Genomic DNA, 22930 nt, shown 5'->3' on the forward strand with positions numbered 1-22930 from the left:
AGCTGCGCTTCATTATCTTTTTCTTCTCTATAGCCCGATTAGTGCGGCTATACGTCAAATTCAATTAGAAATAACGACATGAACCAATTCGATAAAAACCAGATAATCACGCTGGATATCCAAAACCCGCAACAAATCAAATTAGCATTAGCTCAGTATATGGCTTTGTTGGACAGCGATAAGGCCTGTTTTAACAGTCAGTTTGATGTTGAGTTTAAGCAACTTGATGAAGCGGGGATGCGCCGTTTGCAACCGCAAGATAGTGGCAACAACCTAAAGTTGCTTCAATCTGCATTAGATTTAGGCCAAGAAGGCGGTGCTCACCACTATGACCACACCATACTTGATGACACTGAAAACTATATTTCAGAGGTCATTTTATTTGCAGCAGCGCTGCAATACCCTGAGATCAAACAAGCCGTTGTAGAAGCCGCCAAGGCAATAGTGGCCTATAGTCGCCGCCAAAATGACACTGATGAAATGTGGCTTGATGATATGCGGGTATTTGGCGTTGAAGCTTTGTATATGCTTGCAAAGACGGATATACAGTACGCCTATTTGCTAGCACAATACTTTGTGCCTTATTGGGATGATGAACATGCATGTGGTTATGAAAGCTATTTAAGTGTATTGCTACACGAGCACGGTTGGCATCGTGAAATGATCAAAGCATTTATTTGGTGTGACAACGATAACTTTAGATCTGGCATGTTCAAAAATGATCAATACAGTGAAGAATGTGACTACCAGCCGCTTGGGGAATATTTACGCGAAAATCCTGAGAGTTATGAGCAATTTAAAGCATTAGTCATTGCACGTTTTCAAGCTGAACCTGTATTGCTTGCCCATGTCGATACCATGTGTGATGAGGATGAAGAAGAAGACCTTAGTGGTCATCAGCCTGTGATCTCTTTGTATCAATCGCTATTCCCCCATAGCTGTTTTTATGACGATGAAGAGGCTAAAGACAGCTTTATGGCAATGTCATTTTTTGGCAGTACCCTCGAAAATGAAGCGTATGATTTACAGCAAAAAGTCCAATCACAGGTTGCAGGCCCATTAGTTAAAATTGCACAGAGTGCCATTGCTGCTCGCGCAAATTATCGTGCCTATCTAGCCAGAGGTGAGCGTAAATATGAGCTTAACTATGGTACTAATTTGCTGAAACCTTTAGTGCTGGCTATGCCCCAAGGCGAAGTATTGTGGCGCTACATTGAAACTGGGGAACCACAAACAGTATTGGAAACAGTCTGTGAAGTAGATGTGCTTGAATTAGCGAAAGTGCATGCCAGTGACATGGCTGAGCATCTTATTGATCAATTGAGTAGTTTTGAGCGCAATAATCAAGGCATAGTCGAGGAGCTGGAGTCGGTGCTCAGCCTTGTGCGAGGCGATCTACTTACAGATCACTTCAGTGAAGAAGCTGAATATACACAACCAAATGGCATGGTGTTGACGCTTGCGGTACGCAACGATGCAGAAAATAACTTACTACAAGCTCGTGCTGAGCAGTACCTTCGCGTGATTGATGTATTTTACCATGCCCTAGGCAAGCGTGAGTTTTGCAAATATATGATGGCATCACTTACCGAAGGTGATGAAGCACTACTCTCCAGAGAAGCCTATTATCAGCGTTATACTCAACTCTCCGTGTCTGATATCAAGAGCGCGGCTGAAAATGCTAAAGCCAAAAATATCCAGTCGATATTTCGTCACTTCACCAACCAAGATGAATTACTGTGTCGCAAGCATCTTAAGTTGGTCGATGAGCATTTCCGCTCATCGCGTGCGCTGTGCCACCCAAAGCAATGGCCGCAATTGGATATGGGATTAATTACACTGGCCAGCTATCACCTGCACAGTGATTATAATCAGCATATTGGCGACGATATTACTGAGGAACTAGCAAATTATCTTAACGACAATCATATTTGGCAACTCGCTGCCCAGCACATAATTCAGAAATGTCATAAAAAGTCCGATCATTATAACCCTGATAACTTAGGATTGTCTGAGGCACAAATAACGTGGATCTGTGATTACTTTACTGCAGACACACCGCAAGATGATTTAAGCAGTTTATTGGCATTAGTGCAGCCGCAGTTGTATCGAGATGAGTGTTGTCGCGGCGATCTTTACCTAAACAAGTTTAGTGAAAAGCAGTCAAGCTATCAGCTCTTTAAAGATTTTGATGATGATTTCCAACGCTTTACCCTAACGGCATTTTGGTTGCGACAGCTACCTTTACCCCTGCAATACAAAGCAGATCGTTTATGGCAATTTATTATTGCACTAGCGCCAGTTAGGGCTGCACGCAATGTGCTTCGTGCTTTTTCGGATGATCATTGGAGCATAGAGTTTGACACTATACTCGATGAAATTGAGGTCTACGAACAGTTAAGTAAAGCTGGAATAGATAGCGGTATACTGAATGCCTATGAAATGAGCAACCAACGTTATAACTCCGAACGCTATTTGAATTGGATAGAGATTTACAGCGAAATAGCCAGTGATGATACCAGCATGTTTGGCAGCATGGGACGTAACAAAGCCAAAGCTATGGAGCAGGGACTCGCATATATCAATGAGCGCACGAAAGTTGAGTTTTTACATCATGTGTCGCTTAAACACCCGGAAGTTGAGCTTGATTTCAGCCATGATTTACAACGCGCGATTGATATTTTTGTGCAATTAAACCTGCACTCTTGGGAGCATGCGTTAGCACAGGAATTAGGTCGTGATTGTCTATATTTCGGTGAAGGTGAAAAGCTACCAAAGAAGCTGCATAAAGCCATTGTAGCGGATAGCCTATCAATACACGATAAACCTTGCCATGTTGATGGTCGAAGTTGGGAAGCGTGCACTGTGTTACAACAGCAAGGAGACAATTACGTTATTGTGATGGCCGATCATGAGGTGCCGCTTGCTTGGTATGAAGAAAGGCTGCCATCTGGGCCGTTACTGATATTTTCAGAGCAGCTTGAGCGTGCGGCTATTATAAAACGCGTGGCTGAGCTGCAAGTGCAGTCCAATCGCATTAACGCGATTGTTGAGCAAACGATGGCTTATCTACATGACGAAGTCGAGTTTGATGTCATGGCTGCGCTGTTTAAAGGGCAAATCTCCACCGAGTTTATGCGTATCGATGCCGATGAATATCAAATGTATAGTCTCCGTCAGTTTGTGTGGATGTTAGATGCTAAGCGTCGCAACAAACTGGTACGTCTGCTTCTTAATCATGACTATCGGGGCTTTAAATTAATTGAAGCGCAAATGGAACAACCTTGGCTATTACATCAATTGGCACACAATGAGATAGATTTTGAAACTTACCTATCGAAAAGCGGTGAATATGAAGGCGAAGCGTCTGAAACCGGCATGGCATTTTTGCTCACCTGGTTATTTGATATCGGCGTTAAACCCGAACATTTGGTGCTGTTTTGTATTAAGCGCAGTCACTTTGACGTATGTCGTGAATTTATCGTGGCACATGCTCGTGGCCAATATGGCAGTTTTAAACAGAGTTTGAGCTATTTATATGCTGATCGCCGCGCTGAACTTCCTGAAATATTCAGCCAAGCAGCAGACGCTGAAGCATTGCTAGCTCCATTAAGAAAAGACAAATCTCGCAAGGTAAAAGAAGCGGTAAACCAATACGTTGGTTAGTGTGTAGTCATACGCCCAAAAAAGGGCGTATAACGACTCAGATATTTAGGTTATTTACCGATACAAAATGAGCTAAATATTTTGCCCAGCAAGTCGTCGGAGGTGAATTCACCAGTGATCTCATTGAGGTATTGCTGGGTAAGGCGCAGCTCTTCTGCCAAAATTTCACCGGCAATATGCATTTCTAGCTGAGTTTGACCTATTTCTAGGTGCTCAGCAGCGCGCTCTAGGGCGTCTAAGTGACGACGGCGAGCCATAAAGCCACCTTCAGTTGCACCAGTAAATCCAATACAGGCTTTTAGGTGTTCCCTCAATAAATCAATGCCTTGAATATCTTTAGCACTTAGACGGATAAGGGTATGGCCATCACTCGTTGTTGCGCCAACCGCTTCACCGCTTAAATCGACTTTATTGCGGATCACGGTAATTTCCATGCCTTGTGGTAATTGCTCGATAAAATCAGGCCAGATCTTCGCAGGATCGGTTTCGTGGGTTTCGGTGCCATCCACCATAAATAGTACGTGATCAGCGCCGCGGATCTCTTCCCAAGCACGCTCAATACCTATTTGTTCTACTTTGTCTGGACTATCACGAAGTCCTGCGGTGTCGATAATATGAAGCGGCATGCCATCAATATGAATATGTTCGCGTAGTACGTCTCTTGTGGTACCTGCGATGTCTGTAACAATCGCGGCTTCACGGCCTGCTAAGGCATTGAGTAGTGAAGATTTTCCGGCGTTAGGGCGGCCTGCAATCACCACGCGCATGCCTTCACGCATGATGCTGCCTTGCTTGGCTTGTTTACGTACTTCTGCGAGTTGCTGAATAATGGCTTCTAGGTCACCCGAGACTTTACCATCAGAAAGAAAATCGATTTCTTCGTCGGGGAAGTCAATTGCGGCTTCTACGTACATGCGCAGATGAATTACTTTCTCAACCAATGTATTGATATGTTTAGAAAAGTCACCTTGTAGTGAATGTAGCGCACTTTTTGCAGCTTGCTCGCTGGTGGCGTTGATCAAGTCTGCGATAGCTTCTGCTTGCGTTAAGTCTAGCTTGTCGTTCATAAAAGCACGTTCTGAGAACTCACCAGGCTTTGCCAAGCGCACTTGCTCAATTTGGCTGATTTCCTTTAACAGCATATCAAGTACCACTGGGCCACCGTGGCCTTGTAACTCAAGGACATCTTCACCGGTGAATGAGTTCGGCCCTTGGAAGAACAACGCAATACCTTGGTCGAGTTGTTCACCTGCTAGGGTATTGAATGGCAGGTATTCGGCATAGCGAGTTTTTGGGCATTTACCTAAGATTAGCTCTGCGACCTCTCGGGCTTTACTGCCTGAAACTCGAATAATACCAACGCCACCGCGACCCGGTGCGGTAGCCTGTGCTGCTATGGTGTCTTGTGCGATCATGATGACTCTTTAGACTGTCTGGTTAATAGCCATAATTGTACAGCAATTGATATATCTCAGGTATAGCTGGTGGGTAATATCTGAGTATGCTCATTGTGTTTTGGGTGGTTGATGACCTTAATGATACGGTTATGCGCTTTTGTCAGGTATAATTATGGTCACAGTTTTTACTGTTCTTACTAGCAAAGGTTGTATAAGGGAAACTAACGCTGTGCTGCACTTTCTTCAATTCCGCTTCGATCCAAATGTCTCGTGTTTATATCGTGATGCTGAGCAAGTGCCACTGAGGCCGAGAGTCGCGCAATTGTTGGCTTATTTTTTAGCCCACCCAAATCAGATTGTTACACGTGAAACATTGCTCAGTACGTTGTGGCAACACGGTGAGTTTAGAGAAGCTGCACTAACACAAAGTATCACTGAGCTAAGACAAGCCCTCAAAGATAACGCCCAGCAACCCACCTTTATTAAAACCATACCACAGCAAGGTTATCAGTGGATTTGTCCTGTTGAGAGCCGCACATTTACCACATTCAAACTCACTACAACAATGAAAACGATGCTTGTCGTTGGCGCTATTGCGTTAAGTGGAGTCGCAGCGAGTGTTTACCTCGTTTCTAGCTCAGTTCCCGTTGTCACTCGTGTACAAGCTGAGCAAGACTCGTTAATCATTGTGCCTATGGTGAATGAGACGGGTGTGCAAGCCAATGCGTGGTGGGGTTATGCGCTTGAAGCAGCATTGAGACAACATTTACAGTCTCATTATCAATTAGTACCGCGAAGCCAATATCCTGAGCTTGCAGAGAATAGTGGGATTAATCAGCTCACGCTTTCATTAAAGCCGATACAACAGCGTTTTTTACTCAGTGTTACTTATGGAGATAAGCAAAGCGAGATAATTGTTGAACAGTTAGATGAGAGCTTTGAAGCGATTGCAACAGAGGTTATTGCGCAGTTAGCGCTAGATATTGACACTAAAACCACCAAAAAATCATCCTTAAATCTAGCAATGAATGACTATTACCGCGGTGTACAAGCATTAAATGAACAGGGACCTCAACTGGCAAAGGCATATTTTGAGGCGGCTGTGGCACAAATGCCGGAACATCTAGAAAGTCAGTTGGAGCTTGCGCAAATTTGTTGGCAGCTCGGTGATATTGATTCTGCCACCCATCGATTCGAACAGATTTCACTTAGTTCAGCTTCAATCGCGACTCGTGCTCGCTACCACCTCTATTACGGAGAGTTTTTCAAGGCACAAGGCTTACATCAGCAAGCGTTGCAACAAGCTCAGCTTGCCCTCGATGCTGCTGAGCAAAGCCAGCAAGTTGAATTGATTGCGATGGCATATCAACTCAAAGCAGATGCTTTTTGGGTGTTACAACGTTGGGATGAATACCAGCAAGCGATGAGTTCAGCGCATGTTTTGATTGGCAGTCGATCGTTTGCCTATAGTGAAGCACAGCGGAGTTTCTATCTTGCCAATCCACCAGCGGCTGGTCCCGCTGAAAAAACGTTACTGAACTTAGAGAAGAGTAAACCTGTGCTCGCGCAAGCCATTGCCTATTATGAGCAAACAGAGCAGACCATGAATCTAATAAAAGCTTTGTTTGCTTATGGTCAAAATTACTTAGTGCCAGTGGTTGAAAGTGAGCCTAGTTTATTAAAAGCCCTCGCTTTAGCTCAGAAAAATGGTTATCACTATTTAGAAAAGCAAATACTCACTTACCTAGGGTTCTACTATATTCAGCTACATCAGGGAGAAAAGGCGCTACGTTATTTGAAAGACATTAACGGCGAGCCGCGTTTTATTCCAAGTTATGAACAACAGCAATTACTGATTGGCATGGCGCATATGGATATCGCATTGCAAACGGGTGATACGGATGCAATACAAAGTGCAATTAAGCAATATCAAATGCTGTTAGAAAGCGATTATATTTCTTTGGTGACGCGTGCCAACGTTAAATTGTTACTGGGTTGGACCTGGATCAAAGCGGGCAAGCTCGAATTAGCAGAGCCGTTGACGATTGAAGCAATGCAAGACTATCAAACGTTACAGCTACAAGAAGTTGAGACCTATGCGCTCTATACGCAAATGTATATCCACCTTTTGAGAAACGAGCCTCAACAAGCGCTTGAAATCATTACTGCACATCAACATACCAATTCACACCTCTTGTTGCTTTACGGTGTTGTTGCGGCTGATATGTTAAAAGAAGAAGCGCTGCAAAAACGCTTTTCAGATAAATTGGCCGGACTCGAAAACAGCCAATTATTACAGCAACAGTTGCTGCAAATACGCCAGCAAAGCAGCATCGATAAGCATTTTATAGCTGAACTTATCGATGCCCCTTACAGCGTCTATTGTCAGAGTAAATGGACGATAAATTAGGCTCTAGTCTATGTTGGGTGGCTGATTACCGCGATAAACGACTTCACCATGTTTGTCTTGTACCACCCAGTAAGGTAGCTCTCTAATCTCAAACTGGCTAAATACTTCGTTGTGGTGATCGAACACAATATCGTGTTTGACCTCAAAGCGTTGTTGGTAGTCTCGAGCACTTTGTTCTTCCACATAAAAGGGTTTAATCACAGTAACGACCGGATACGCACTCGAGTCAGCGAGTTGATTGTTTTGCTTTATTCTCATTTCACAGGCAGGAATATGTTGAAACGGACACAAACTATCGCTGAAAAATAACACTCTGTATTGGCTGTTTATAGTCGCTATCGAAAATGGCGCACCGGTGAGTGTTTGCAATGGGATCTGTGTTTCTTTCTCTGTGCTTGGTGCACTGTTAGTCATCAACAACTCTCGTTTGATAACTTTGTCGTCTTTAACAATAACACGAACAGGTGTTTGCCTTATTGCAAACCGTTGCAGCAACTGGTTTTGCTTATCAATGGCTAACTCAGCATAGCTTGGGTAGGCCGTTTTAAACTGCGCTAAGCTTGCCTCATCAATATTAATATCGGGCTGTAGCAATCTCCTTGGTGCTAGTGGCGTTGGTAGAGTTGTGGGCTGTACATACTCATCCCAAATATTAATAAACACATACTCTTGCGTGTTGGCGTGCACAAACACGCTGAGACACACAGCGGCGAACATAAGTAGGGCTTTAATTGATGACATTAGTTTGCTCCTTGGAGTGTGCTCAGATGTTGTTGCAGCTCATCTGTAAACAATGCGCTGCGATAGATTTCTTTGCCGTTTTCATCAATGAGGATGTGTTGTGGCGTGCCTAACACTTGAAACTGCTGAGTTATCTTGCCACTACCATCAAATACCGTTGGAAACTGGTAATCATGTTTATCAAGGTAAGTTTGCACGCCTTTTTTCGACTGATTGAAGCCAATATTGACGGCGATAACCTGATAGTGGTTATTGGCTTGCTGAAAGCTTTGCTCAAGCAGTGGCATTTCTTCCACACAGTAGGAGCACCACGTTGCCCAAAACTTCAAGTAAGTGACTTTGCCTTGGCTGGTTACGGTATTGTTTGCAAGCGTAATGGCGGTCAGTACGGGATAGTCCTTTGCTGCAGACATTGTGCTGAGTAACATAAAGAGTGAATAAAAAATGATTTTTTTCATGGTGGTTCCTTTGCGTTTTATAGCCAACTTTTGCCAGCTTGAATAAGAAAATATTGCGCCATCGCGACTAAGATAAGTGCGGTTGCTGTAGTGATGTGATTTAGCCAAGCTCCAGATCTTGGTAATGTATGCAAAAAGCGCGTGCTTAGCCCTGCTAGCAGTAACAGGGTGCTCATACCGAGCGCAAAACTAAACAGCAGCGCGCCTCCTAATAGAGGTTGCTGGGCATTAGCAACGAAGAGCAATAAGCCGCCTAGAATTGGAGACGTACAAGGAGCCGCAACAAGAGCGCTGGCCATGCCCATTAGAAGAGGTGCTGGTGAGCCTGTTGCAATCGTATTTGGCAAGCGTGGCAGCGAGATTAAGCCTTTTGATACCGCAGCAAAGTAGAGTAATAGATTGGCAAAAATAAGCAGCACCCAAGGGTTTGTTGCTACCTGGCCAAAGAAGCTACCGGTTAATGCTGCAATAAATCCAAGCGCGGCGTACACAGCTGCAAAGCCTAGCGCATACAAAATAGGGGCAAGGCGAATATGGCGTTGTTGGCTAAGAGTCGCAACAGTTATGGGAAGTATGGGATATACGCAGGGCGTAAAGCTGGTGAGTACACCTACTAAGAGTGCAATAGGCACTAACCACCAATCAGTTTCGGCACTGGAGAGTGCCTGTAGTAACGTAGATTCAAGCATCGTCTTCTCTTTGCATTTTTTAACTGCAAAAGAGCATGACGGATAGCCCAGATTTGACCTATCAAATCGTCATAAAATCGCTATCAAATTTTATCAAGCGTTTGCTTTTATTTGATATTTTAATTGTTATGAGTTTAAAAGAAAAAGTGCTTGTTGCTCGTTGTGTTTATAAGATAAGGTAAGTTACCTAGTTTAGGTAACTTAAAATTATGCGTAAAGGGAGATATTATGAATAGACTAACACTAGCGGTTGTATCTGCAGCATTTGCGGTATCTGGTTCTGCACTAAGCGGTGAGAATGTAAAACCAGACTACGACCCTTCAAAATATTGTTATTTTGCCGATCAGGCATATTCTAAGGGATCGGTAGAAAAGCAAAATAACAAATGGAAAGTCTGTGTTGACGGCGGTCCAAATGGTGAGCTCCAGTGGATTGATCAATAACGACAACTTCATATGATACGCAAATAAAAAACGCCAGCTGTGAAGCTGGCGTTTTTTATTCAAGGTGTACGAGCGTTAACCGCGTACTTTCATGCCTTTTTTCTCCATGCCACGGTAGATGATAAGCATCTGAGCGATAGAGATAAGGTTTGAAACCAACCAGTAAAGTACCAGACCTGATGGGAACCAAATAAAGAAAATTGAGAACACGACTGGCATGTAAGTCATCATCTTTTGTTGCATTGGGTCTGTAACTGTCATTGGCTGTAGTTTTTGGGTTAGGAACATACTTGCGCCAAATAGCACTGGTAGTACGTAGTACGGGTCCATTGATGATAGATCCGTTAGCCACAACATAAACTCAGCATGACGTAGTTCCGTTGATTCAAGGAATACGTAGAACAAGGCTAGGAAGATTGGCATTTGTAGTAGTAGTGGGAAACAGCCACCCATTGGGTTCACTTTTTCCTTACGGTACATTTCCATCATCGCTTGGCCGAACTTCTGGCGGTCATCGCCATAACGCTCTTTTAGTGCCTGCATCTTAGGCTGTAGCATGCGCATTTTAGCCATTGAGGTGTATTGCGCTTTAGTTAGTGGGTATAACGCTGTTTTCACAATCAAAGTGATAGCAATAATCGCCAGACCCCAGTTACCTAAAATACCGTAAAGGAACTTAAGCAGAGTCAGTAAAGGTTGTGAAATAAACCATAACCAGCCGTAGTCTACAGTGAGATCTAGGTCTTCTTGAATTGCTTCAAGCGCTTCTGTGTCTTTAGGACCCATGTAGTACACCGCATGGATAGTTGCCGTGCTATTTGCTTGAACATTGGTTGGCTCGCTCTTCATACCAACAATACCATTACCATTTCTAAGCGCGGTATAAATCGTATTATTGATTTGCTGATCTGGCACCCATGCACTGACGAAGTAGTGCTGTAGGAAAGCAACGTAGCCGCCTTGGGTATTTTTATTCAGGTTCGCATCCGCCATATCAGAGAAGCTGTATTTCTCATAAGGTTCTTCAGCGGTACCATAGGCTGCGCCTAAGTAGGTCTGATCAACCATGCTGCCTTTATCTTGGCGTGTACGTTTGATTTGTGTGTATAGTTGTACTTGAACAGGTGATGAGGTGGTGTTGTTAACTTGGTATTCTAAGTCAACGTCATACTTACCTGCTTTAAATACATAAGTTTTTGTGTACTGTACACCTTTCTCATCAGTAAAAGTCAGTGGTACACGTAATGTATCGCCATTGAGCTCATATTGCTGTTGTGCCGACTCATAGACTGGGCGACCAGCTTTGTTCGCGTCAGGGCCGTTTAAACCAATTAAACCACTCTGTGAAACATACTGTTTGCCTTCAAATTCACCAAGTAACATGAAAGGCGTGTCGCTGCCATGGGTTTCTGCGTGTTGTAGTAAGCTGGCTTCAACGATGTCACCGCCTTTAGTATCAATTTTTACCGAAAGTACATCGGTAGTGATACTAATGACAGAACGTGTTGCCTGAGTTGCTACAACTGGGACATCGGATTGGCTTGATGCTGGTACATCAGCTTGCTCTTCTGTTGGGGTTGAGTTCGCCACTTGTTGTGTGACGGCACTGGTATCAGCTTGTGGCGGGTTTTGTTCTTGTGTCCACTCTTGGAACAGTAGGAACGAAACCAGCAACAAACCGATAAATAAAAACGTGCGTTGCGATTCCATAACAGCTCTTATTTCTCGTGTTGTTTAACTTTAGTCGACTTCACAGGTACAGGATCATCTCCACCTGCGCTCAAAGGGTGACATTTTAATATGCGTTTAACCGCTAACCAACTCCCTTTTGCAATTCCATGTAAATTAATTGCTTGAATTGCATAACTAGAACAGGTCGGGTTAAAACGACAATGAGGCCCGAGTAGGGGGCTAATCCATTGTTGATAACCGCGGATCAGCAATATAAGCAGGTGCTTGGGAAGCGAACAAACTGCTTTGAACTGATTTCTGATCTTGCTACGCCCTGAAGTTGAATTCATGGCTTTGTAGATATCAATTTCCTCAATTTACTGCTTCAACCTAAGTAGGCAAAAACAGACTATTTTTCCATTGATATAGCTGATTAAAAGGTGAGCTAACCTTACCTTAATTGGCGTAAAATTACTATGCTAGCAAGGGTAAATGCGCCGTAAAAAGGAAAGGCTAAAGCAGATTATTGCTTTTTCGCGTTAGCTTGAGGATTTTTTGAACGCTTGTGTTGAGGTTTTGGCTTAAAAGGTGGTTTAGGTGCACCTGGCTTACAACGTTCATTTATTTTGCGCCACATCTTAGTGAGCTGTTTAGTTAGCTCTTCATTAGATTGCTCGTCAACACCGGTTTTGACCATCAACACAATATCGATATTATCAAGTTTATGACGATTTAATCGAAAGCTTTCTCTAGCAAGTCGTTTGATACGGTTTCGTTGACATGCTTTTTTGCAGCGTTTTTTAGCTACAGTTAAACCGAGTCTTGGATGACCAACATCATTTGGTTTTGCAAGTAGAGTAAAATAAGGCGTAGCCGCGCGAGCTGGCTCTTGAAATATGCGGGAGTAATGCGAGGGAGTTAACAGACGTAACTCCCTGCTAAAGCTAAAGTCTTCCACTAAATATTAAGCAGAAAGTACTTTACGGCCTTTAGCACGACGACGTGCTAATACTTTACGACCGTTCTTAGTCGCCATGCGAGCACGGAAACCGTGAGAGCGCTTGCGCTTAAGTACGCTAGGTTGAAAAGTTCTTTTCATAACAATTCCATCCGATCGGTTAAAAGTTAAAACATCCTATGCAGGTCGCGATCCTGGCACAGGTGCCATTGCGAGCGCGAGATATTAAAGCTGGGCGCGTCTAAAGTCAATCAAAATCTGTTCTCTGTGGCTAAATAATCCACAGTAGAATTTCTTTATCCTTATATATAGACAAAACTTGGCAAAGCTATCGAGCAAACATAGACGATCTACATAAAGTAGGATCAATACGAAATCGATCTGCATAGATCTGATCCGATGGGCGGCATTATAGCATTTAGTAAGAATAGGAAAAGCTCTGGAAAACTAAATTTGATCTTAATTTTGGGGTGAGATCGGGTGAGTTTTTTGCTATGATCTTACTTGTGGGTAAAAAATAAAAACCTTTAAATTTCATGTGTTTATTTTTTTGCTAGGGTGAGATCTTGCTTTTTCTAAATGTCAATATTGAACTTGTGGATAAGATCACTTCATAATACCCCGCTTCCACCAGTGATTTTGTAATAAAAACTAAGTATTTCCGGCGATCCTTTCATTTAGATCTGATTTTTTAGATCTGAATGCTCTATTTCTTATTCCCGGGAATCAAAACCTATTGGAGTTCAGAGTGTATCTGTCGGTTTGGCAAAGTTGTTTATATGTTTTGCAAGATGAATTGCCATCTCAGCAATTTAGCATGTGGGTAAGACCACTACAGGCAGAAAGTACTGATGATACGCTAACTATCTATGCGCCAAATCGTTTTGTATTGGATTGGGTACGAGAAAAGTATCTCCACCGCATCAATGAACTGCTGATTGAGATCTGTGGTGATGAAGCACCAGAGTTGCACTTTGATGTAGGCAGCAAACCTGTGTTAGCTGCACAACCAAGTGTGTCTAACGAAAAAGCCACAAGTGTAGGTCATGCAACCGATAATACGTCGATGCTGCAAGGCACTCAGCCAAAGATGGCAGAAAAAGTTGAGCCTGCACCTAAATCTTCGCACAAGGCTAATATTAAAGAGAATTACACTTTTGATAACTTTGTAGAAGGTAAATCTAACCAGCTGGCAAAAGCCGCTGCAACACAAGTTGCTGATAATCCAGGTTCTGCATTCAATCCCGTATTTATCTATGGTGGAACTGGTTTAGGTAAGACACACTTATTACATGCCGTGGGCAATGGTATTCTTGAACAAAAACCGGATGCAAAAATTGTTTATATGCATTCAGAGCGGTTTGTTCAGGACATGGTTAAAGCACTACAAAATAATGCCATTGAAGAATTCAAGCGTTACTACCGTAGCGTTGATGCATTGATGATTGATGATATCCAATTCTTTGCAAACAAAGAGCGTTCGCAAGAAGAATTCTTCCATACTTTTAATGCGCTGCTTGAAGGCAACCAACAAATTATTCTAACTTCTGACCGTTACCCTAAAGAAATAGAAGGGGTTGAGGACCGACTGAAGTCGCGTTTTGGTTGGGGGTTAACCATTGCTATTGAGCCACCAGAATTAGAGACTCGCGTTGCTATCCTAATGAAGAAAGCGCAGCAAAGTAATATTAACTTGCCACACGAAGTTGCCTTTTTTATTGCGAAGAAATTACGCTCTAATGTGCGAGAGTTAGAAGGTGCGTTAAACCGCGTGATAGCTAATGCCAACTTCACTGGTCGCCCAATTTCTATCGATTTTGTTAAAGAAGCGCTACGCGACTTATTAGCGCTACAAGACAAACTCGTTACCATCGATAATATCCAGCGCACCGTGGCGGAATATTATCGAATACGTGTTTCTGACTTATTGTCAAAACGTCGTAGCCGTTCAGTTGCAAGACCAAGACAAGTTGCCATGGCATTGTCTAAAGAACTGACAAACCACAGCTTACCAGAAATAGGTGATGCATTTGGTGGCCGCGACCATACCACCGTGTTACACGCGTGTAGAAAAGTAAAAGCACTTCGTGATGAAAGTCATGAGGTAAAAGAAGATTATCAAAACTTAATTAGAACGCTGTCTTCTTAAGGGTTAAATGATGCAAATAACGATTCCAAGAGAACTATTTTTAAAGCCACTGGTACAGGTGTCGGGTGCCATTGAGCGCAAACATACACTGCCTATTTTGTCTAATGTATTGCTAGAAGTGAAAAATGGCGCGTTACATATGACAGGTACAGATTTAGAGATAGAGCTTGTTGCATCTGTTGCCCTTGAAACCAATGTGCCAGACGCCAAGATCACTTTGCCTGCAAAAAAACTCCTAGATATTTGTAAGAGCTTGCCTGATAACTCTGATTTAATGCTAAGTAGCCAAGAGCATCAACTGCTACTGACTAGCGGTCAAAGTCGCTTTTCTTTGACAACCTTAGCTGCTGAAGATTTCCCTAATCTTGAAGAGTGGGATGGTGAGGTTGAGTTTGCCATAACGCGTTTAGAGCTTAGAAAATTGCTAGAAGCAACGCATTTCTCAATGGCTAACCAAGACGTACGTTACTATTTAAATGGTATGTCGTTTGAAGTAGATAATAATGAAATTAAAACGGTAGCCACTGATGGTCACCGTTTGGCAATTGCGCAGCAAAAATTACCAGAGTCATTGCAAACGCAACGTCAATTGATCATTCCTCGTAAGGGCGTGCAAGAGATCATGCGCTTACTGCCTGCGGATGATGAAACTATCACCATTCAATTTGGCGCTAATCATGTGCGTATCATCGACAGCGAATTTACTTTTACGAGTAAGCTGGTGGATGGGCGATTCCCTGATTATCGTCGCGTATTACCTCGTGGCGGGGACAAGTTGGTTACCGCAAATCGCGATTGGCTACGTAGTGCATTTCAGCGCGTATCTATTCTTTCTAACGAGAAGTTTCGTGGCGTGCGATTGAATCTGAGTAATGGGCAATTAAAAATTAGTGCCAATAACCCAGAGCAGGAGCAAGCTGAAGAAATTGTTGAGGTAGGTTACCAAGGCGATGATCTTGAAGTTGGTTTTAACGTTTCTTACTTATTAGACGTGTTAAATACAATAAAGTCTGAAGATGTACAATTTACGCTTTCTGATGCGAACAGCAGTGCGCTTATTGAAGCCGCTGGTGACGAACATGCAATGTATGTAGTTATGCCGATGCGTTTATAGAGTTATGAGTTTAACTCACCTTAGCCTCAATGCGTTTCGAAACATTGAGGCGATGGCGCTTTCACCTAGCAATGCCGTTAATGTCATTCTCGGTGAAAATGGTAGCGGTAAAACCAGTCTGCTCGAAGCCATTTACTTTCTCTCCAGTGGTAAATCTTTCCGTACCAATCTGCAAAAATTAATGATCAAGCGTGAGGCTTCTCATTGCGTTGTTCATGCTAAAAAACAACTACATAACTTGTCTATACCGCTTGGTATTAGTAAATATACCAGTGGTGAAACTAAGCTTCGAATTCAGGGGCAAGCAAGCCGGAAAGTGGCAGAATTAGCACAGGTTTTACCTGTTCAAGTTATTACACCAGAAAGCTATGAGCTGTTTTTTGGTGGTCCAAAAGAGCGTCGTAAGTTTCTTGATTTAGGTGTGTTCCACGTGGAACATCAGTTCTATTCCACATGGAAAATGTTTAATCAGGTGCTCAAGCAACGTAACGCTTTATTGAAATCTAAACCGAGAGATCTCCAATCCCAGCTAAGTTATTGGGATAAGGAGTTTGTACGCCTTGCTGAGCAAATAAATATGTTTAGAGGGGCTTATATAGGTAGGTTTCAGACGCATTTTTTTGATAAGATAGGGGATATAAGCCCTATATTTAAAGGCCTTGAAATTCGCTTTCAAGCGGGCTGGAAGGGGGAACTAGCTGAGGTATTAACAAATCAGTTAGAGCGAGATGTAAAACTTGGCTATACAAGTAAGGGGCCGCATAAGGCTGACTTTAACTTTTATACTCAAGGAAACAGCGTAGAACATATTTTTTCTCGTGGCCAACTCAAGCTATTACTGTATGCACTTAAAGTAATGCAAAACAGTTTGATTGACCAAGAGAGTAATAAGCAGTCAATTTTGCTTATTGATGATTTACCTTCGGAGCTTAGTGAAGATACTAAGGTGGCGGTATCGCGTCTGTTGGCGCAATGTCAGTCACAGCTGTTTATCACTGCTATTACTCCAGAAAGTATTGCCGCCGTTATTGAACCAATGGAACGTGAAATTAAAATGTTCCACGTGGAACATGGCAGCTTAATAACAAAATAATTGGAAGAAACCATGTCGGAAAATTACGATTCGTCGAGTATTAAAGTACTTAAAGGATTGGATGCTGTTAGAAAGCGTCCGGGAATGTATATCGGTGACACAGACGATGGTACTGGTTTACATCACATGGTGTTTGAGGTCGTTGATAACTCAATCGACGAAGCACTAGCAGGATATTGTGACGATATTTTCGTAACAATTCATACCGATGGCTCTGTATCTGTTCGAGATAATGGTCGTGGTATCCCAACTTCAATTCACGAAGAAGAAGGGGTTTCTGCGGCGGAAGTTATCATGACTGTACTACATGCCGGTGGTAAATTTGATGATAACTCATATAAAGTATCTGGCGGTCTGCACGGTGTAGGTGTTTCTGTTGTAAATGCACTTTCTGAAAAACTACAATTAACAATCCGCCGTGATGGCAAAGTGCATCAGCAAAAATACACAATGGGTGTTCCAGATGCGCCGCTAGGTATTATCGGTGAAGCGGAATCTACTGGTACAGAATTGAGATTCTGGCCAAGTGCTGAAACTTTCTCAGATACAAATTTCCACTACGATATTCTAGCCAAGCGCCTACGTGAACTATCTTTCCTTAACTCTGGTGTAAGCATCATTTTGAGTGATGAGCGCGAAGAGAATAAACAAGATCACTTCAAATACGAAGGCGGTATTCAAGCATTCGTTGCATATCTAAATCGTAAGAAGACGCCAGTTCATCAAAGCGTTTTCCACTTTTCGACTGAGCGTGATGATGGCATTAGCGTAGAAGTCTCTATGCAATGGAATGATGGTTTCCAAGAAAACATCTACTGTTTTACCAATAACATTCCTCAACGCGATGGTGGTACTCATTTAGCGGGTTTCCGTGCAGCACTTACGCGTACGCTTAACACCTACATGGAAAAAGAAGGCTTTAATAAAAAGTATAAAACCAGTGCCACGGGTGACGATGCCCGTGAAGGTTTGACCGCTGTTGTTAGTGTTAAAGTTCCTGATCCTAAATTCTCTTCACAGACAAAAGATAAGCTCGTTTCTAGTGAAGTGAAAGGGGCTGTTGAGCAAATGATGGCTGAAAAGCTAACGGAATTCTTGCTAGAAAACCCAGGCGATGCAAAAACCGTTGTAAACAAAATCGTTGATGCTGCGCGCGCACGTGAAGCTGCACGTAAGGCCCGTGAAATGACTCGTCGTAAGGGCGTTATGGATTTAGCTGGTCTACCGGGTAAACTCGCTGACTGCCAAGAACGAGATCCTGCACTTTCTGAACTATATATAGTGGAGGGTGACTCGGCGGGTGGTTCTGCTAAGCAAGGTCGTAACCGTAAGAACCAAGCAATTCTGCCGCTCAAAGGTAAAATCTTGAACGTAGAAAAAGCACGCTTTGATAAGATGCTTTCTTCTCAGGAAGTGGCAACACTAATTACTGCATTAGGCTGTGGTATTGGCCGTGATGAATATAACCCTGAAAAGCTAAGATATCACCGCATCATCATCATGACCGATGCGGACGTGGATGGTTCACACATCCGTACGCTGCTACTGACTTTCTTCTATCGTCAAATGCCAGAGATCATCGAGCGCGGTTATGTCTATATTGCTCAGCCACCACTATATAAAGTGAAGAAAGGTAAGCAAGAGCGCTATATTAAAGATGATAATGCACTAACTTCATACCTAACGACATTAGCACTTAACGATGCTGCATTATACCCAGCAGAAGGTGCTGAGCCAATTTCTGGTAACAAGTTAGAAAACTTAGTGCATGATTATCAAAATACGATAGATATTATTGAACGTTTAAAGCGTAAGTACCCGTCTTCAATCATGAACCGCTTGCTTTATCATCCAGAGCTCACCGAGTCAGACTTATCTGATGAAGCAAAGGTAACGGCGTGGACTGAAAACTTGGTTGCTGACCTTGTGAAGAAAGACGAAGACGCCACTATCTTCAACGCAGAAGTTGCATTTGATGAAGAGCGCCATATGTATTATCCGGTGATCAATATTCGTCAGCACGGTGTTGATAAAGCGCATACTTTGAACTTCGATTTTATTACATCTAAAGATTATGTTCGCATTGCGAACACGGGTCGTCAGATTGGTAGTTTGATCAGCGAAGGCGGTTATGTACAGCGTGGTGAGAAGACACAAGCAATCGAATATTTTGAGGCTGGTCTTGAATGGCTTATCTCAGAGTCTAAGCGTGGCTTGTATACACAACGCTATAAAGGATTGGGTGAGATGAACCCTGACCAACTTTGGGAAACAACGATGGATCCAGATGCTCGCCGTATGCTACGTGTGACTATTGAAGATGCCATTGCTGCAGACCAATTGTTTGCAACCTTGATGGGTGACCAAGTTGAACCTCGTCGAGAGTTTATCGAAACAAATGCACTGAGAGTTGTTAACTTAGACGTGTAAACTCAAACATCTAGTAAAAAGGAGGGATTTTCCCTCCTTTTTTTATGCTTTAAAGCTTAAAACCCTCCTGCGCTCGCGGTATACTGAGCATAATTTTCAATCATTGAATCGAGCGTAAGCGCCAAATTACTGCAGGCGTTTACATACGATAAGTACCAGATAAAAATAAGCCAACTATGCAAAAATACGATATCAAAACCTTCCAAGGTTTGATCCTGGCTTTACAGGATTACTGGGCGCAGCAAGGCTGTGTTGTAGCTCAACCTTTAGATATGGAAGTTGGTGCGGGTACATTCCACCCGATGACCTTCCTTAAGTCCATTGGTCCTGAGCCAATGTCGAGCGCATACGTACAACCTTGTCGCCGCCCGACGGATGGTCGCTATGGTGAAAACCCTAACCGTCTTCAGCATTACTACCAATTCCAAGTTGTTTTGAAGCCATCGCCTGAGAATATTCAGGAGCTCTACCTAGGCTCTCTAGAAGCGTTGGGCATTGATACATTAACGCACGAAGTACGTTTTGTTGAAGACAACTGGGAGTCACCAACGCTAGGTGCTTGGGGATTAGGTTGGGAAGTATGGTTGAATGGCATGGAAGTGACTCAGTTTACTTACTTCCAGCAAGTTGGCGGTATTGAATGCTCACCGGTAACGGGTGAAATTACTTATGGTTTAGAGCGCCTTGCGATGTATATACAAGGTGTAGACAGCATTTATGATCTCGTTTGGACAGATGGTCCGATGGGGCGCGTAACTTATGGTGACGTGTTCATGCAAAACGAGATCGAACAGTCGACATATAACTTTGAATATGCGGATGTAGAGGCATTATTTAAGCAGTTTGATCAGTGTGAAAAAGAAAGTGAAAAGCTAATCGAAGCAGGGCTTCCTCTACCTGCTTATGAGCAGGTAATGAAGGCATCTCATGCATTTAACCTGTTAGACGCACGTCATGCTATCTCAGTAACTGAGCGTCAGCGCTATATATTAAGAGTTCGTGCTTTATCAAAAGCTTGTGCACAGGCTTACTATGACGCACGTGAAGCACTTGGCTTCCCGCTTTGTAAGGATAAATAATGTCGATTGAAAACTTACTCGTAGAAATTGGTACCGAAGAGCTACCACCAAAGGCGTTACGCAACCTTGCTGAGTCATTCGCAGAAAATACTAGGCAAGAACTTGAAGCATTAGAGCTTAGCCATGAAGGCGTGAGCTGGTATGCATCACCTCGTCGCTTAGGCATTCAAGTTAAAGCATTGCAAACGCAACAGGCCGATAAAGTGGTTGAAAAGCGTGGTCCAGCTATTCAGGCGGCATTTGACGCGGATGGTAACGCGACTAAAGCGGCGCTAGGTTGGGCTCGTGGTTGTGGTATTGATATTAATGATGCTGAGCGTTTAGAAACTGACAAGGGTACTTGGCTGCTACACAAAGCGAAAGTAGAGGGGCAACAGACCTTAGCGTTACTAAGCGATGTGATCAACAAAGCACTGGCTAAGTTACCTATTCCAAAGCCGATGCGCTGGGGTGCGAACAAGACGCAATTTATCCGTCCTGTGCATACTGTGGCTGCACTACTTGGTAGTCAACAAGTTGAAGGTGAAGTGCTAGGTAAAGCTATCAGCAATGAGCTGCAAGGACATCGCTTCCATCACCCTGAACGTGTTCGTGTTGAACATGCTGATGATAGCCATGCAGTGCTAAAAGGCGCATACGTTATTGCGGATTATGAAGCACGTAAAGCGTTAATTCGAGGCCAAATTGAAGCTGAAGCTGAAAAGCTCGGCGCGCAAGTAGCGATGGATGAAGATCTTCTTGAAGAAGTTACATCACTAGTCGAGTGGCCAGTAACTTTAGTTGCATCTTTTGAAGAAGCCTTCTTGCAAGTGCCTGATGAAGCACTTATCTACACCATGAAAGACGACCAAAAATACTTTCCACTGTTAGATAAGCAAGGCAACTTGATCAACAAGTTCTTGTTTGTTTCTAACATTGAAAGTAAAGATCCGAGCGTAGTGATCTCGGGTAACGAGAAAGTGGTTCGTCCACGTCTGGCAGATGCTCAGTTCTTCTTTGAAACGGATAAGAAGAAAACGCTGGAAAGTCGTCTTGAGTCACTTGATTCAGTGTTATTTCAGAAGCAGCTTGGCACACTAAAAGACAAGTCAGAGCGTATCTCGGCACTCGCTGGTTTTATTGCGGAGCAGCTTGGTGCTGATAAGGCATTAGCAGAGCGTGCCGGTTTACTAAGTAAAACGGATTTAATGACTGAAATGGTCATGGAATTTACTGACGTTCAGGGCGTGATGGGTATGCATTACGCGCGCATTGATGGCGAAGCGGAAGAAGTCGCACTAGCACAAAATGAGCAATATATGCCGCGTTTTGCTGGTGATAATCTACCGTCTAACCCAATCAGTTTTGCTGTGGCGCTTGCGGATAAGTTTGATACTCTGGTTGGCATTTTTGGTATCGGCCAGACACCAAAAGGCGATAAAGACCCGTTTGCACTTCGTCGTGCTGCCATCGGCGCATTGCGTATCATGGTAGAAAAAGAACTACCATTAGACATTCAGGATATCGTTGCCAAAGCAATGACGTTATTCGGTGATAAGCTAAGCAATGCAAATGTTGCCGATGAAGTGGTTGAGTTTATGTTAGGTCGTTTCCGTGCCTGGTACCAAGATGAAGGTATCAGCGTGGATGTGATCCAAGCAGTACTTGCAAGACGTCCAACGAGCCCAGTTGATTTTGATCGCCGAGTAAAAGCGGTTAGTCACTTTAGAACGTTGGCGGAAGCTGAAGCGTTAGCTGCTGCCAATAAGCGTGTAAACAACATTTTAGCGAAGAATAACGTCGCGTCAGAAGCTGAGGTGGAGAGTTCACTCCTGCAAGAAGAAGCTGAGCAAACATTGGCTGCACAAGTTGCTGCGTTAACTGCTGAGCTTGCACCTGTTTACGCTGAAGGTGATTATCAAACTGCACTGACGCGTTTAGCAAGTTTACGTGAAGCAGTAGATAACTTCTTTGATAATGTTATGGTAATGGCGGACGATGAAGCGGTTAAAGCCAATCGTTTAGCGCTACTTGGTCAGTTAAGTAAGTTATTCCTTAATACTGCAGATATTTCAGTGTTACAAAACTAATTGCTGATACAAAAGCCAGCAATTGCTGGCTTTTTGCTGATTGGTAAAAGCAAGTAAAAGGCAGTCTAGCTATGATTAAAAAACAAGGGGCAATGGCGATTGCGCTATTAGCACTTACCGCTTGTAGTAGTAACTTTCAATTGCCAACAACGTCAACTTCACCGGTAGTTGCTGGAGAGTTGGATAAGACAATGTATTTACGCGGTGACTTCACTCTGTGGGATGCCGAACCTCAGTATCGCTTTGAAGAAACACAACCGGGGATCTACGCAACAAAAGCAAGATTCATGAGCCCAGGTAAAGTGTATGAATTTAAAATTGCTGATGAGCAGTGGAGTGAAGGCTACAACTGTGGCTACAAGAGTGAAGGGCAGTTAACGCTAGGACAACCGCTGGTCGCGGATTGTAACACTGTGTATAACTACTTTAGCTTTAAGCCAAGTAAAAAAGGTTGGTACGAAATCCGCTTAGATTATCGTAATCCTCGCTCACCAAAGGTGGTGATTGTAAAATCTTAAAAAAGCGGCATCAGCCGCTTTTTTATTGTCTATGACTCATGAGT

At 43.2% G+C, this 22930-nt stretch carries 18 protein-coding genes; 10 read left to right on the forward strand and 8 right to left on the reverse strand.

Annotation, left to right across the window (positions count from 1 at the left end):
• Positions 1-78 precede the first annotated feature (78 nt).
• Complete coding sequence (locus tag L3V43_RS13680) at positions 79-3666, forward strand: hypothetical protein (protein WP_237116683.1); 3588 nt, start codon at positions 79-81, stop codon at positions 3664-3666.
• Positions 3667-3716: 50 nt separating this feature from the next.
• Here L3V43_RS13680 and mnmE read toward each other — a convergent pair whose 3' ends face one another.
• Positions 3717-5081, reverse strand: coding sequence for a tRNA uridine-5-carboxymethylaminomethyl(34) synthesis GTPase MnmE (gene mnmE, locus L3V43_RS13685; protein WP_095729468.1), 1365 nt, complete (start codon positions 5079-5081; stop codon positions 3717-3719).
• 211 nt (positions 5082-5292) lie between these two features.
• Between mnmE and L3V43_RS13690 the strand changes: the two genes are divergently transcribed.
• Positions 5293-7473, forward strand: a complete 2181-nt coding sequence (locus L3V43_RS13690; RefSeq protein ID WP_237116682.1) for a winged helix-turn-helix domain-containing protein — start codon at positions 5293-5295, stop codon at positions 7471-7473.
• A gap of 3 nt (positions 7474-7476) precedes the next feature.
• Here the strand turns inward: L3V43_RS13690 and L3V43_RS13695 are convergent, their stop codons facing one another.
• Genes L3V43_RS13695 through L3V43_RS13705 form a run of 3 tightly spaced genes read right to left on the reverse strand, consistent with a single transcriptional unit; the run spans position 7477 to position 9361 of the window.
• The gene (locus L3V43_RS13695) at positions 7477-8214 is read right to left on the reverse strand and encodes a hypothetical protein (RefSeq protein ID WP_235368506.1); all 738 of its coding nucleotides are present in this window, start codon (positions 8212-8214) and stop codon (positions 7477-7479) included.
• Positions 8214-8672, reverse strand: coding sequence for a TlpA disulfide reductase family protein (locus L3V43_RS13700; protein WP_237116681.1), 459 nt, complete (start codon positions 8670-8672; stop codon positions 8214-8216). The genes L3V43_RS13695 and L3V43_RS13700 overlap by 1 nt, the downstream gene beginning before the upstream one ends.
• A 17-nt stretch (positions 8673-8689) precedes the next feature.
• Positions 8690-9361: a cytochrome c biogenesis protein CcdA gene (locus tag L3V43_RS13705; protein ID WP_206473595.1), complete on the reverse strand. Its 672-nt coding sequence runs from the start codon at positions 9359-9361 to the stop codon at positions 8690-8692.
• Between the two features lie 228 nt (positions 9362-9589).
• Here L3V43_RS13705 and L3V43_RS13710 point away from each other — a divergent pair, with 228 nt between their 5' ends.
• Complete coding sequence (locus L3V43_RS13710; protein ID WP_237116680.1) at positions 9590-9805, forward strand: DUF1496 domain-containing protein; 216 nt, start codon at positions 9590-9592, stop codon at positions 9803-9805.
• A gap of 75 nt (positions 9806-9880) precedes the next feature.
• Here L3V43_RS13710 and yidC read toward each other — a convergent pair whose 3' ends face one another.
• The 4 genes from yidC to rpmH all read right to left on the reverse strand — a co-directional run bounded on the left by yidC (position 9881) and on the right by rpmH (position 12575).
• Positions 9881-11515: a membrane protein insertase YidC gene (yidC, locus tag L3V43_RS13715; RefSeq protein WP_237116679.1), complete on the reverse strand. Its 1635-nt coding sequence runs from the start codon at positions 11513-11515 to the stop codon at positions 9881-9883.
• An 8-nt stretch (positions 11516-11523) separates the two neighbouring features.
• Positions 11524-11826 (reverse strand): membrane protein insertion efficiency factor YidD, encoded by a 303-nt coding sequence (gene yidD / locus L3V43_RS13720; RefSeq protein WP_010604158.1) that lies wholly within the window; start codon positions 11824-11826, stop codon positions 11524-11526.
• A gap of 173 nt (positions 11827-11999) precedes the next feature.
• Positions 12000-12434 carry a ribonuclease P protein component gene (rnpA, locus tag L3V43_RS13725; protein ID WP_010376847.1) on the reverse strand — a complete coding sequence of 145 codons (435 nt, stop codon included), beginning with the start codon at positions 12432-12434 and terminating at the stop codon, positions 12000-12002.
• Between the two features lie 6 nt (positions 12435-12440).
• Positions 12441-12575 carry a 50S ribosomal protein L34 gene (gene rpmH / locus L3V43_RS13730; protein WP_010604159.1) on the reverse strand — a complete coding sequence of 45 codons (135 nt, stop codon included), beginning with the start codon at positions 12573-12575 and terminating at the stop codon, positions 12441-12443.
• 607 nt (positions 12576-13182) lie between these two features.
• Here rpmH and dnaA point away from each other — a divergent pair.
• From dnaA to L3V43_RS13765, 7 genes are all read left to right on the forward strand, one after another.
• Positions 13183-14583, forward strand: a complete 1401-nt coding sequence (gene dnaA, locus L3V43_RS13735) for a chromosomal replication initiator protein DnaA (RefSeq protein WP_095730129.1) — start codon at positions 13183-13185, stop codon at positions 14581-14583.
• A 10-nt stretch (positions 14584-14593) separates the two neighbouring features.
• A complete protein-coding gene (dnaN, locus tag L3V43_RS13740) occupies positions 14594-15697 on the forward strand; it encodes a DNA polymerase III subunit beta (RefSeq protein WP_237116765.1) in 1104 nt (367 codons plus the stop codon).
• A gap of 4 nt (positions 15698-15701) precedes the next feature.
• Positions 15702-16790, forward strand: coding sequence for a DNA replication/repair protein RecF (recF, locus tag L3V43_RS13745; RefSeq protein ID WP_237116678.1), 1089 nt, complete (start codon positions 15702-15704; stop codon positions 16788-16790).
• A gap of 12 nt (positions 16791-16802) precedes the next feature.
• Positions 16803-19220, forward strand: coding sequence for a DNA topoisomerase (ATP-hydrolyzing) subunit B (gene gyrB, locus L3V43_RS13750; RefSeq protein ID WP_017218527.1), 2418 nt, complete (start codon positions 16803-16805; stop codon positions 19218-19220).
• A 176-nt stretch (positions 19221-19396) separates the two neighbouring features.
• The gene (gene glyQ / locus L3V43_RS13755; protein ID WP_010376835.1) at positions 19397-20299 is read left to right on the forward strand and encodes a glycine--tRNA ligase subunit alpha; all 903 of its coding nucleotides are present in this window, start codon (positions 19397-19399) and stop codon (positions 20297-20299) included.
• The gene (gene glyS, locus L3V43_RS13760) at positions 20299-22368 is read left to right on the forward strand and encodes a glycine--tRNA ligase subunit beta (protein ID WP_237116677.1); all 2070 of its coding nucleotides are present in this window, start codon (positions 20299-20301) and stop codon (positions 22366-22368) included. Before glyQ ends, glyS begins: the two co-directional genes overlap by 1 nt.
• A 71-nt stretch (positions 22369-22439) precedes the next feature.
• A complete protein-coding gene (locus L3V43_RS13765) occupies positions 22440-22886 on the forward strand; it encodes a hypothetical protein (RefSeq protein ID WP_010604165.1) in 447 nt (148 codons plus the stop codon).
• The last annotated feature ends 44 nt before the right edge of the window (positions 22887-22930 follow it).

It is taken from the genome of Pseudoalteromonas sp. L23 (assembly GCF_021728455.1).
GTDB lineage: Bacteria > Pseudomonadota > Gammaproteobacteria > Enterobacterales > Alteromonadaceae > Pseudoalteromonas.